14 protein-coding genes are annotated in these 12,362 nt (G+C 63.7%); 10 read left to right on the top strand and 4 right to left on the bottom strand.

Features of this window, described 5'->3' with window-relative positions; all coding sequences use genetic code 11:
* Positions 1 to 41: 41 nt before the first annotated feature.
* The 9 genes from LIX93_RS21440 to LIX93_RS21400 all read left to right on the top strand — a co-directional run bounded on the left by LIX93_RS21440 (position 42) and on the right by LIX93_RS21400 (position 7,619).
* Positions 42 to 1,004, top strand: a complete 963-nt coding sequence (locus LIX93_RS21440) for a BMP family protein (RefSeq protein ID WP_226506068.1) — start codon at positions 42 to 44, stop codon at positions 1,002 to 1,004.
* Positions 1,005 to 1,009: 5 nt separating this feature from the next.
* Positions 1,010 to 2,518, top strand: a complete 1,509-nt coding sequence (locus LIX93_RS21435) for an ABC transporter ATP-binding protein (protein ID WP_226506067.1) — start codon at positions 1,010 to 1,012, stop codon at positions 2,516 to 2,518.
* Positions 2,511 to 3,596, top strand: a complete 1,086-nt coding sequence (locus tag LIX93_RS21430; protein WP_226506066.1) for an ABC transporter permease — start codon at positions 2,511 to 2,513, stop codon at positions 3,594 to 3,596. The genes LIX93_RS21435 and LIX93_RS21430 overlap by 8 nt, the downstream gene beginning before the upstream one ends.
* The gene (locus LIX93_RS21425) at positions 3,578 to 4,519 is read left to right on the top strand and encodes an ABC transporter permease (protein WP_226506065.1); all 942 of its coding nucleotides are present in this window, start codon (positions 3,578 to 3,580) and stop codon (positions 4,517 to 4,519) included. The genes LIX93_RS21430 and LIX93_RS21425 overlap by 19 nt, the downstream gene beginning before the upstream one ends.
* 50 nt (positions 4,520 to 4,569) lie before the next feature.
* A complete protein-coding gene (locus LIX93_RS21420; protein WP_226506064.1) occupies positions 4,570 to 4,971 on the top strand; it encodes a Rid family hydrolase in 402 nt (133 codons plus the stop codon).
* A 51-nt stretch (positions 4,972 to 5,022) separates the two neighbouring features.
* Complete coding sequence (locus tag LIX93_RS21415) at positions 5,023 to 6,030, top strand: aldo/keto reductase (protein WP_226506063.1); 1,008 nt, start codon at positions 5,023 to 5,025, stop codon at positions 6,028 to 6,030.
* Between the two features lie 17 nt (positions 6,031 to 6,047).
* Positions 6,048 to 6,560: a flavin reductase family protein gene (locus LIX93_RS21410; protein ID WP_226506062.1), complete on the top strand. Its 513-nt coding sequence runs from the start codon at positions 6,048 to 6,050 to the stop codon at positions 6,558 to 6,560.
* 115 nt (positions 6,561 to 6,675) lie between these two features.
* On the top strand, positions 6,676 to 7,032 hold the full coding sequence (locus tag LIX93_RS21405; protein WP_226506061.1) for a hypothetical protein: 357 nt from the start codon (positions 6,676 to 6,678) through the stop codon (positions 7,030 to 7,032).
* Positions 7,033 to 7,151: 119 nt separating this feature from the next.
* Positions 7,152 to 7,619, top strand: coding sequence for a thiol-disulfide oxidoreductase DCC family protein (locus tag LIX93_RS21400; RefSeq protein ID WP_226506060.1), 468 nt, complete (start codon positions 7,152 to 7,154; stop codon positions 7,617 to 7,619).
* Here LIX93_RS21400 and LIX93_RS21395 read toward each other — a convergent pair.
* Positions 7,603 to 8,199, bottom strand: coding sequence for an ABATE domain-containing protein (locus tag LIX93_RS21395; protein ID WP_346015233.1), 597 nt, complete (start codon positions 8,197 to 8,199; stop codon positions 7,603 to 7,605). The two genes, LIX93_RS21400 and LIX93_RS21395, sit on opposite strands and share 17 nt — an antisense overlap.
* Positions 8,200 to 8,325: 126 nt before the next feature.
* On the opposite strand from LIX93_RS21395, the gene LIX93_RS21390 reads away from it, so the two are divergent.
* Positions 8,326 to 9,201, top strand: coding sequence for an alpha/beta hydrolase (locus LIX93_RS21390; protein WP_226506058.1), 876 nt, complete (start codon positions 8,326 to 8,328; stop codon positions 9,199 to 9,201).
* A 27-nt stretch (positions 9,202 to 9,228) separates the two neighbouring features.
* Here LIX93_RS21390 and LIX93_RS21385 read toward each other — a convergent pair whose 3' ends face one another.
* From LIX93_RS21385 to LIX93_RS21375, 3 genes are all read right to left on the bottom strand, one after another.
* Positions 9,229 to 10,512 (bottom strand): MFS transporter, encoded by a 1,284-nt coding sequence (locus tag LIX93_RS21385; protein WP_226506057.1) that lies wholly within the window; start codon positions 10,510 to 10,512, stop codon positions 9,229 to 9,231.
* Between the two features lie 44 nt (positions 10,513 to 10,556).
* Positions 10,557 to 11,696 (bottom strand): mandelate racemase/muconate lactonizing enzyme family protein, encoded by a 1,140-nt coding sequence (locus LIX93_RS21380; protein WP_226506056.1) that lies wholly within the window; start codon positions 11,694 to 11,696, stop codon positions 10,557 to 10,559.
* 160 nt (positions 11,697 to 11,856) lie between these two features.
* Positions 11,857 to 12,243, bottom strand: a complete 387-nt coding sequence (locus tag LIX93_RS21375; protein WP_226506055.1) for a MerR family transcriptional regulator — start codon at positions 12,241 to 12,243, stop codon at positions 11,857 to 11,859.
* Between the last annotated feature and the right edge of the window lie 119 nt (positions 12,244 to 12,362).

The raw sequence follows: 12,362 nt of genomic DNA, 5'->3' as shown, positions 1-12,362 counted from the left end.
ACCCCTCAAGCCTCCCCTGCGTCTCTATCAGGAATTTCGACATGAACGTTCAAACGATGTTGGCAATCGCGGCGACCGCAACCCTCGGCTACGGCACCCTCGCGCAGGCGGCAGACGCCCCGCGCGCCGCCGCGCTGTTCACCCAGACCGTCACCCAGGGCACCTGGGACGCCGCCGGTTATGCGGGTTTCAAGGCCATGGCCGACCAGCAGGGGCTGAAGTCCAGCTACCTGGAACACACCTCCTACGAAGCCGCACCCGCCGCCCTGCGCCAACTGGCCTCCGACGGCGTCAAACTGATCATCGCGCATTCGTCGGGCTACTCGGCGGCGATCAAGGAAGTGGCGCCGTCGTTCCCCAACACGCAGTTCGTGCTGTACTCCTATGAAGGCTCGACCGCCAACCTGGCCAACTATTCCGCCTGGTCGGTGGACTGGGACGAATACGGTTTCGTCCTCGGCGCCCTCGCAGCGGCGGCGAGCAAGAGCGGGCACATCGCGGTGATCAGCGGCGAGCCGATCCCCTCCGCCGAGCGCACTGTGCAGTTCATCAAAAAGGGCGCGGCGTTCATCAATCCCAAGGTGCAGGTCGATAGCGCCTACGTCGGCTCATTCGTCGACGTGGCCCGTGCCAAAGAGATCGCTACCGGGGTGATCGCTCGCGGTGCCGACTTCGTGATCCCGGCCGCCGACACCGCCGACGCCGGCATCCAGCAAGCTGCCGATGAAGAAGGCGTGCTGACTATCGGCTCCTATGGCGACGAGTCCAAGGCTTACCCGAACGCGGTGATGACCTCTACGATCATGAACTTCGGCAAGTCCTACGCCGACATCGGCAAGGCGTACACGGCCGGCAAACTGGGCAACCGTATCGTCACGGAAAACCTGGCTTCCAACGGCTGGTCGCTGATGATGCCGTTCGCCCATGTCGATGCCAGCGTGCAGGCCATGGTGCAGAAGGTCATGGATGATCTCAAGGCCGGCAAGATCAAGATCGAAGGTTGATCGCCATGGCCGCCCCGATCATTGCCCTCGATCACGTATCGAAACGCTATCCCAACGGTTTTCTCGCTCTGGATCAGGTGTCGCTGGCTTTTCAGGCCGGCGAGATCCACGCCTTGCTGGGCGAGAATGGCGCGGGCAAGTCGACGCTGATGAACATTCTGTACGGCGTGCACGAGCCCAGCGCGGGCGGCGTGCTGATGCAGGGGCGGCAGGTGGTGCATCGCCGCCCGGCCGATGCGATCGCCAACGGCATCGGCATGGTGCATCAGCATTTCAAGCTGGTGATGCCTTTCACCGTGACCGAAAACCTGGCGCTGGTGGCCAAGGGTGCGCAACAAAAACTGTTCCGCCGCCACAGCGATGTACGGGCGTTCATGGAGCGTTATGGCATCGATCTCGACCCGGCGGCCGTCGTCGGGCAATTGCCGCTGGCGCTGCAGCAGCGGGTGGAAATTCTCAAGGCGCTGGTCAATGACAGCCGGGTGCTGTTGCTCGATGAGCCATCGACCATCCTGACGCCGGTAGAAATCGACAACCTCTACGTCACCCTGCGCCGCATTGCTTCGCGCGGCACGGCGGTGGCGGTGGTGACCCACAACGTCGACGAGGTGCTGGCCAACGTCGATCGCTACACCGTGCTCAAACGCGGGCGCACCAACGGTACCGGCTTTATTGCCGACACCACGGCGGCAGAACTGGTCGAGCGCATTGTCGGCCATGCCGTGGCCAACGCTGCGCGCATCGGTCGCCAGCGCCAGGGCGGCGCCGAACGCATGCGCCTGGCCGGCGCGACGTTGCGCCCGAGCAGCGGTTCGCCGGGATTGCACGCCATCGACCTGGTCTTGCGTGCCGGTGAAGTGGTCGGTGTGGCCGGCGTTGAAGGCAATGGCCAGACCGAGCTGTTCGAGTTGCTCGCCGGGCAACGCATTCCAGAGTCGGGGCAGGTGCAGCGCAGCGGCCCTGACATCAGCGTCGCACTGGTGCCTCAGGACCGTCATCACGAGGGCCTGTCGCTGGACTTGTCGGTGGCGCAGAACCTGCTCTACCCGCGGATCATGACCGGGCAGTATCGCCGCTTCGGCCTGCTCGACCATCGCGCTATCGGCGACCGGGCCAGGGCCATGATCGCCGCGTCGGATATTCGTACGCACTCTCACTCAAGCCCTGCGCGGTCGCTGTCCGGGGGCAACCAGCAGAAGATCGTGGTGGCGCGCGCCATGGACCAGCACGCCGCGATCATCGTCGTCTACCAACCCACTCGCGGCCTGGATGTAGCCGCCGCCGAAGCGGTGTTGACGCGCCTGGCGGCGGCTGCCGATGAAGGGACCTGCGTGGTGATCATCTCGTCGAACATCGATGAATTGATTCGCGTCTCGGACCGCATCCTGGTGGTCAACAGCGGGCGCATCACCGGTGAGGTCGCAGGCGCGGCCATGTCGGTCACGGCCATCGGGCCGTTGATGACCCAGAGCCGCCCTACTCATTCAAGCATTGCGGAGGCTGTCGATGCCTGAACCAAAAAATCCGATCGTGGCGTTGCGCGGGCTGTTGGCCAGGCTCAGCGTGCCGTTGTCGCTGCGGGTCACCCTGAGTGCGTTTATCGGCTCGCTGCTGCTGGGGCTGGCGTTGATCGCTTGCCTGGGTTTCCCGCTGATGGCGGCAATACGGGTGGCGGTCGAGGGTTCGTTCGGCGACGCCCGGACGATTTCCGACACCCTGGTGTTCATGACGCCACGGCTGCTAGTGGCGCTCGGCGCGCTGGTGGCCATTCGCGGCGGCATGTTCAACCTCGGTGGCGAGGGCCAACTGCAAATGGGCGCGATGGGCGCCATGCTCCCTTACCTGGCGTTCGGTGATATCGGCCCGGCGCTGCTGCCGCTGTCAATCGTAGGCGGCGCACTGTGCGGGGCCCTCTGGGGGGCGATCCCGGCAGTGCTGAAACTGTGGCGCGGCGCCGACGAGATCATCGTTACGCTGCTGATGAACTTCATTGCCATCTACTGGGTGAAGTACCTGGTGCAAGGGCCGATGCGCCCGGCCGGCTCGACCTTCAACATGTCGGCGCAGCTGCCGGCCGACGGCGTGTTTTTGCCCTTGATCGCCGGGACCCGCTTGCACCTTGGGGTGATCCTCGCGGTGCTGATTGCGCTCGCGCTGTGGGTGCTGCTGCAGCACACCGCCTTCGGCCTCAAGCTGCGCGCCAGCGGTCAGAGCCCCGGCTTCGTGCGCCTGCAGGGGCAATCGGCGGGGCAGATGATCCTGTCGAGCATGGCGCTGTCCGGGGCCATCGGTGGCCTGGCCGGCGCCTTCGAGGTGCTCGGCGTGCAGTATCGGCTGATCGATGGCTTCTCGTCCGGGCTCGGCTTCGAAGGGCTCGCGGTGTCGTTCCTTGCCGGGCTCGAACCCTTCGGTGCCGTGCTCGTGTCGTTGTACTTCGGCGCCATCAACAACGCTGCCCTCGCCTTGCAGACCTCGCTGTCGATCCCGGCGGCGCTGGCTGACGTGCTCAGCGGCCTGCCCATTCTGCTGCTGGCCGTGATCAGCGGCGTCATGCTCACCAAAGGGAGACCTGTATGGACATCAACTCGGTAACCATCGCGCTGTTCCTGGCCGGCGGTGTGCGGCTGTGCGTGCCGGTACTGCTGGCGGCCCTGGGTGAAGTGGTTTCGGAGCGCGCCGGGGTTTTCACCATCGGCCTGGAGGGCTTGATGCTGTTCGGCGCCGTGGCGTCGGCGGTGGGCCTGGCATCGACGGGCTCGCCGGTGGCGGCGCTGGCGATCGGCATGCTCGGCGGTCTGGTCGCCGCTGCCATCCTGGCGCTGGGCACGGTGCTGGCGCGGGCCAATCAGATCGTCATGGGCATTGGCTTCAACCTGTTCGCCATCGGCGTGACCTCGCTGATCCGCCAGGTCGTGCTCAGCGACGCGCCACCGGCAGGCTCGCTGCGGGCAGTGACCCTGATGAAACTGCCGTGGCTGGCGGACCTGCCAGTGGTGGGCCGGGCGTTGTTCTCCCAGAGCCCGGTGTTCTATTTCGCGGTGCTGCTGGCCATGGCGCTGTGGCTGATGCTGCGCTTCACCCGCCTTGGCCTGTTGCTGCGCGCGGCGGGCGAGAACGCGGCAGCGCTGGATGCGGCCGGCCATCCGGTACTCGGGTTGCGCCTGGGCGCGACGCTGTTCACGGGCCTGCTGGCGGGCCTGGGCGGCGCCTATCTGTGCGTGGTGGCCTCGGGCGGCGTGTTTATCGACAACATGACCTCCGGGCGCGGTTATCTGGCCATCGCCATCGCTATCTTCGCGCGCTGGATGCCGTTGCGGGTATTGCTGGTCGCCATGGCCCTGGGGCTGCTCGAGGCGCTGCAGTTTCAGGGCCAGTATCTGGGAATCGACATTCCCGCGCCGCTGCTGATGGCCACCCCGTTCGCCGTGGCGCTGCTGGCCTGGATCGTTATGGGACGCGCCAGCGCCGCTCCGGCGGACCTGGGCCGGCCGTTTTTACGCGGTGCCGGGCACTGATCGTTCATCACTCACAGGGCCCATGCCCTTTCGTTAACCAGGAGCAGCACATGAATCAGGCAATCAACCCCGCAGGCTGGATCATCGGCAAGACCGCCACCGGGCTCAACCACCTCAACTGGGGCATCAAGGCCGGCAATCAGGTGTTCGTCGCGGGCATGCTCTCTACCGATCCTGTCGATGGCAGCCTGGTCGGCATCGGTGACATAGAGGTACAGACCCGCCGCGTGCTGGACAGCATCAAGGTGGTGCTCGAAGCCGCTGGCAGCAGCATGGACCACGTCACCATGAACCAGATTTTCTTGCGCAACCTCGAGGACTATCACGCGTTCAACGAGATCTACGTGAGCTATTTCCCGAACCTGCTGCCCGCGCGTTTCTGCGTGAAGCTGGAGATGGTCAAGCCTGAGTTTCTGGTCGAGATCGCTACCACTGCGGTCATTCCAGCCTGATGGGCACGCGGGGTGCCCATCGCGGCGCCCTGTTCTACGAGGACAGTCGATATGCAGTACAAGTACCTGGGCCGCAGTGGGCTCAACGTTTCCGAAATCTGCCTGGGCACCATGATGTTCGGCGGCGCCACCGACACGGCGACGTCCGAGCGGATCATCGCCAGCGCGCGGGACAGCGGGGTCAATTTCATCGACACTGCCGATCTCTACAACCAGGGGGAATCGGAGCGCGTGGTCGGCCGCGCCATCGCCGCCGAGCGCGACGCTTGGGTGCTGGCGACCAAGGTTGGCAACCCGATGGGCACCGGGCCCAACCAGCGCGGCATGTCGCGCAAGTGGATACGCGAGGCCGTGCATGGCTCGTTGCAACGGCTGGGCACCGACTACATCGACATTCTTTACATGCACAAGGCGGATTTCGAGGCGCCGCTCGAAGAGATGGTGCTGGCTTTCGCCGACCTGATCCGCGAGGGCAAGATCGGCTACTTTGCGGTATCGAACTTCAAGGCCTGGCGCCTGGCCGAAACCGTGCGCCTGGCGCGTGAAGCCGGCATCAGTGCGCCGATAGCGACGCAACCGCTGTACAACCTGGTCAACCGTGAAGCCGAGGTCGAGATCCTCCCGGCCGCGCACCACTATGGCGTCGGCACGGTGTGCTACAGCCCGTTGGCCCGCGGCATCCTCACCGGCAAATACCGCGCCGGCGCGGCGCCCGAAGCCGGCAGCCGCATCGCCCGCGCCGACCCGCGCATGCTTGAAGCCGAGTGGCGCCCCGAGTCGCTGGCGGTGGCCGCGCAACTGGTCGACTACGCCGAGCGCACCGGCCGCCAACCGGCGCACCTGGCGCAGGCCTGGGTCATGCGTAACACCCAGGTCACCAGCACCCTGGTCGGCCCGCGCACCTTCGAACAATGGCGAGACGGCGTCGCGGCCCTCGCCTGCCCCTGGAGCGCCGAGGACGAACGCTTTTGCGATGCGCTGGTGTCACCCGGCAAGAGTTCGAGCCTGGGCCCGGTCGACCCCCATCACCCGATCGAAGGCCGTGTGCCGCGGTTTTGAACGTTAGAGGAATAGCCATGCCACACCTCGATAACCACAACCCGGCGGATGCCTATCGCGCCGGCATGCGCCGACTGGCGGCGGGCGTCTGCCTGATCACTAGCCACCGCGGCGACGTGTTCGGCGGCATGATCGCCACCGCCGTGACGTCAGTGAGCAGCGATCCGCCGACCTTGCTCATCTGCGTCAACCGCAATGCCTCGTTGTTCGAGATGATCCAGGAAACCGGCCGCTTTTGCGTCAATGTGCTGGCCGCCTCGGCAGTGCCCATCGTCGAGCAGTTCAGCAGCTCCGCACGGCGTGGCGAGCGCTTCACCACAGACGAGTGGACTACGCTTGCCAGCGGCTCGCCGATGTCCGCCCACGCGCTGGTGGCGTTCGACTGCCAGGTGGCGAAGGTGGTGGACTGGCAGACCCACGGGATCTTCCTCGGCGAAGTGTGCGAGGTACTATGCCCGGATAGTGTGGCCGCGCCGTTGTTGTATATGGATCAGCGGTTTCACCAGTTGGGGGAACTGCCCATTCTCTGATCGGCGTTCACTGGGCGCTTTACCTAACCTTTACGAACCCTAGACCTCCCCTGACACGGATTCGTTGTTTCATAGATCCATGGCGAACCCACACACGACGCCAGAGGAGACACCTATGATTTCGAAGCTGACTCAAGCCCTGATCCTGTCCGGTTGCCTGGTGGCTGCAGGCGCGGCCTCTGCTGACCAGCGCGATGTAATAGTGCCCGTCATCGCCGGGGCGGCAGTGGGAGCGGTATTGGCCACCGTGATCAGCGGATCGGGCCACGACAATCACCACTACCGTCAGGAATACCGCGGTTATGGTCCGCAGTATCAACCAGTGGCGTACGTGCCGGTGCAGCCGCGGTATGAGTACCGCCGCTACGCACCACCACCGCCACCGCGCTACTACGGCGGTGGCTATGACCGGGGCTACGATCGTGGTTATGATCGCGGCTTCGACCACGGTCGGGGTGATGGTCGCTGGTAAGGCTGTCGCTCACCAACAAAAGCCGCTGTCGTTGCTGACAGCGGCTTTTTCGTTCATGGCGGTGAACGCAGGGCTGAACTATGATCGCTGCCTGACTGCCGCCACGGACCACCCCGCCGATGCCATCACCTTTGACCCGCTCGACTCCCGCCCCCCTGCTCAAGCCCGGCGAGACCGTGGTGTTGTTCGATGGCGTCTGCAAGCTGTGCAATGGCTGGGCGAGGTTCCTGATCCGTCACGACCGCCAACAGCGTGTGCGCCTGGCCAGCGTGCAATCGCCCGAAGGCCAGGCGCTGCTGGCCTGGGCCGGGTTGCCACTGGACCAGTTCGATACCATGGCGGTGATTCGCGATAACCACTACTGGGTGCAGTCGGATGCCTTCTTCGAGGTGGTTGCGCAACTGCCCGGCAAATGGCGCCCCTTGCTGCTGTTACGCGGCTGCCCGCGGGGGCTGCGGGACTGGGCCTATGATCGTATTGCGTTCAATCGCTACCGGCTTTTTGGCAAATATGATCAGTGTTTGCTGCCCTCGGCTGATCATGCACGGCGGTTCTTGAAAGCCGCCACAGTTATCCCTGAGACGTAAGCGCGCCATTCGCCCGACGCTTGCGAAACTCCGCGACCTTATGCCGGTTGCCGCACAAGGCCATGCTGCACCAGCGGCGTTTATGCGACTTGGTGCGGTCGTAGAACATCAGTGAGCAGTCCGCACTCTCGCATTTGCGCAACAGGTGCACATCGCCCTCGGCGAGCAATTGGGCGGCGGCGAAGGCGATCTGACTGAGCCTTCGCACGACGCCATCCGTTTGCTGAAAACGCTCGAGCACCGGCGGCCCTGCGCCGTCCCACGACAGTTGCGGCACGGCCGGTCGCAGGAAGGCGTTGAGCGCCGATGGATCAGCCGGGAGGTTATCGCGACGCGCGGCCACGAGGCTGTCGATGCTATCGCGCAACAAACGCAGTTGCGCAACCAGGCGGCCGTCTTCAAGCCCGGTCAGCTCATCGGCGGGGCCCAGCCCGACTTGCTCGAGCCAACGAGCAGCGTCCCTGTCATTGGCCAGCAGGTCACGTTTTTGCCCTTCCACGATCATCTGCGTATTCAGCAAATCCAAGGCCAGGTGGTCGCCCAACAACAGCGGATTCAGGGAGGCTTCGAGGGAGGTCATGGTGGTCATCCAAAGTACGATTCGGCAATTGTAACCCATAAAAACAATTTGACCAGTTACCAAATCCATGAAAGATTGAGTCTGTAACCACTAAAACCATATTTGAAAGTTACAGGAACCTGTCCCATGACCCACCACACCCCGATTGCGTACAAATATGCCGACGCCGATGGCCTTCGCGTGTTCTACCGCGAAGCCGGCGCGGCCGATGCCCCCGTGCTGTTGCTGCTGCACGGCTTCCCCAGTTCGTCCCATCAGTTTCGCGAGCTGATTCCGCTGCTGGCGCACAAGTACCGGATCATCGCGCCAGACTTGCCCGGTTTCGGCTTCACCGAGGTGCCGACCGCGCGCAACTACGTCTACACTTTCGACGCCCTCGGCAAGACCCTCGAGGCCTTCGTCGACGCGCTGGGGCTGACACGCTACGCCCTTTACGTCTTCGATTACGGCGCACCCGCCGGCCTGCGCCTGGCACTGGCGCACCCCGAGCGGGTCAGCGCGCTGATCTCGCAAAACGGCAATGCGTATCTGGAGGGGTTGGGAGATGCCTGGGCACCGATTCGCCAGTACTGGGCCGAGCCGACTGCGCAAAATCGCCAGGTCATCAATGATGCCGTGCTCACCCTTGAAGGCATTCGCTACCAGTATGTGGAGGGGGTCGCCGACCCGCTGGCCATCGCGCCCGAGGCCTATTATCTCGACACGCTGCTGATGGAGCGCCCGGGTAATCGGGATATCCAGCTGGACCTGTTTTACGACTACCGCAACAACCTGACGCTGTATCCGGCGTTCCAGCAGTTTTTCCGTGATACCCGGCTGCCGACGCTGGTCATCTGGGGCAAGGGCGACCCGTTCTTCATTGCGCCGGGCGCCGAAGCCTATGCGCGGGACAATCCCAACGCGGTGGTCGAGCTGCTGGACACGGGCCACTTTGCGCTGGAAACCCATGTGGGGCACATCGCCGAGCGGATCGTCACGGTGCTGGGTGATGCCATCGATTGAGCCCACCCAGCCCGATTGCCGCCACCGTCAGCGCGTCACTGCCGCTGCGGTGGGCAGGTGATGGCTGTGGCCTCGCACCGCCAGAATCACCACTACCATGCCTACACCGCACACGGCGGCAGAGATAACGAACGCCACGTTATAGCCGCCGCCGAACTGCACCACCATGCCGGTCAGTGCGGGGGCGATGATCCCGGCCAGGTTCGCTAGCAGATGGACGAAGCCGCCAGTGCCGCCGACACGATTTTTCGGCACGATGTCCTGGATCAACGACCAGCAGATCTGCGGGGTCACGAACAGGAACACGCTGGACACGGTGATGCATGCCACCGCCATGCCCAGCGAGGCCACTTGCGTGGTGATCAGCACACAAGCGGCCGCCACGCCGAGCCCGACAGTGAGCATGATCTTGCGCGCGAGGATCACATTGCCGAGTTTCTTGCCGAGCAGGTCGGTGAGAAACCCGCCGCCCAAAAAGCCCACCGCTGCGCCCAACCAAGGGATCACGCCGATGATGCTCATGCTTTTGATATCCAGATGCTGGTAGTCCATGAAGTAGCTGGGCAACCAGGTCAGGAAGAAATACAGCACGTAGTTGAAGCAGAAAAATGCCGTCGCTACCGCCAGTACCGGCGCCGAGAAGATATAGCTGAACAGGCTGCGGCCTTCCTTGACGTTGTCGACCAGCACTTCTTCGCGGCTGGCACGGATCAGCTGGCGCTCGGCCTCGGACACCTTCGGATGCTGCTCGGGGGTGTCCTTGAAGATCATCAACCAGGCCAGCAACCACAACGCCCCCAGCACGGCGATCACCACAAAGGAGATGCGCCAGCCAAAGTTATAGGCCACCAACCCGACCACCGGGCCGGCCAGCGCTGCGCCCAGAGGCTGCCCGCAGTTGGTGAAACCCAGCGCTCGCCCGGCCTCTTCGCGAGGGAACCAGTTGGTAATCGCCTTGTTGGTGGTGGTGCCCATCGGGCCCTCGCCCATGCCGAACAACACGCGGAACACCAGCAATTGGACGTAACCGGTGATCGCGGCGGTCAGCCCGCAGAATATCGACCAGGTGCCCGCCGCCCAGGCAAATACCTTCTTTGGCCCGTACTTGTCGGCTGCCCAGCCGCCGATGAAACACAGCGCGCAATAGCCAACGAAGAAGCTGCTGAAGATAAAGCCCATTTGCGCGTCATCAATATGCAACTCGCTCTTGAGCAGAGGGGCGACCACCGACAGCGCCGCACGGTCGAGGTAGTTGAGCATGCCGGCGAAGAACAGCAAGCCGGCGATGTACCAGCGGTAATTGCCTTTCATTTTTCTATGGCCTTTATTGTTGTTGATGACACAACTGAACGGTTTTAGAGGAGCACCACGCGCTCGACGCAGTAGTCTTCGATCACCTGCAGATCAGGCGCAATGCCGAGCCCTGCAGCGGTTGGCAACTCCATGCGCGGCGTGAACGCCAGGGCCGGGAACAACAGGCGCTCGAACTCGATGAACGGCACCTCCACGGCGACATCGGCAGGCAGCAAGGTGCACAGGTGCGCCACGGCCAACAGGCCAGGGCCGAAATAGAAGCAATGGGGGACGACCTTCACGCCATGCTGCTGCGCCAGATCGAACACCTGGAGCATGGCGCTGATGCCACCGATCTTGGCCACACTGGGTTGCACCACATCGATCGCCTGCTGTTCGAGCAGCGCCTTGATACCTTGCACCCCGGCCGCGTTCTCGCCAGCCGACAACGGCACACCCTGGCGCCGCACCTCGGCCAGGCCGGCGATATCATCAGGTGGCCAAACGGGCTCTTCGAGCCAGGTCAACTCCAGGCTGCGCAAGCGCTGGGCGACATCGCTGGCCAGGGCGACCGACCACGGGCAATTGACGTCGACCATCAACTCGCCCGCCGCCACCGGCAATGCCTCGCGGGCTGCGGCAATGGCGTCGACCTCGGTCTCATGCAGTTTGATCTTGCGAAAGCCCAGCGCGCGAGCGCGGCTGACCTGGCGGCGCACTTCGTCAGGATCGTTGCCGTAACTGACCAGGCTGGCATACAACTCCAGGGTGCGCGCAACGCCGCCGAGCAGTTGATACAGCGGCACGTCGGCGACCTGCGCGGCGAGGTCCCACAAGGCAATGTCGATGCCCGAGAGCGCGTAGACCATTGCCCCGGTCGAGCCAAACCCATGCACAGCACGGCGCGCCTTCTCCAGTGTCTGCTCGCGGTCCTCGAGCCGAGTGCCGATAAACATCGGCCCGACGACATCGGACAACGCTTTGAACGTCACCGGGTTGGAACCGTGTCCGAACGCTTCGCCCCAGCCCACTCGCCCGGTGTCGGTGGTGATCTTGAGCATCAGGCTTTCCATACGCCGGTGACGCGGCGAGGCGGCGTTGAAGGCGTCATCGTCCTTGGCCTCGCCCAGATTGCGCCGCGATTCGGTGCCCGCGGTGAACGGCATACTGATGCGGATGACTTCGATGCTGCGAATGATCACAGGTCGGTTTCCCCAGCTTTTATTGAAATTGTAGACCTGCAAAAAACACAGGTACGTTATCGTACAAGATCAGAGGAAATGGTGAAACACTTTGTGACATATGGGCTGTCGGCGGCGCACCTGCCGGCAAGAGTGGAAGACAGCGAGGCGGATCTGTCCGTCACTCCGGCGCTGGCGACGCACCTTCCGACAGCATGTGCAACAAGCGTGCGCGCCGATCTTCAAGTTCGGCGATCTGCTGTTCTATGGATTGCAGACGCTGTCGCTGCGCGGCAGACGTTTCAGGGCAGGCACTGGCGCCTTCGATCATGCGCATGCAGTCGGGGAAACCACGGATTTCGGCCAGGCTGAAGCCTGTGGCGATCAGGCGCTGGATTTGCCTGACCTGGGTGACAGCCGCCGCCGTAAAGGATCGGTAGCCGTTTGCACTGCGAGTGGACCCTAGCAGCCCCTGCTCATCGTAATGGCGAATAGAACGCACACTGGCGCCTGTCTGGCGGGCCAGTTCGCCAATGCTCATCGCACGGTGCAGGGTCGGTTGGGTCATGGCAACGGGACCTGATGGGAGATCTGAGGAACAGCGCCACACAGTAGCATCTTTGCCTTGACCCTCACACCGGAGTGAGGGTTGAGACTGATCCTCTCTACCCGATCTGGAGTCACCCC

Origin of the sequence: Pseudomonas sp. MWU16-30317 (assembly GCF_020515695.1) — a bacterium.
Classification (GTDB): Bacteria; Pseudomonadota; Gammaproteobacteria; order Pseudomonadales; family Pseudomonadaceae; genus Aquipseudomonas.
This window is presented reverse-complemented; position numbering and strand designations above follow the sequence as displayed.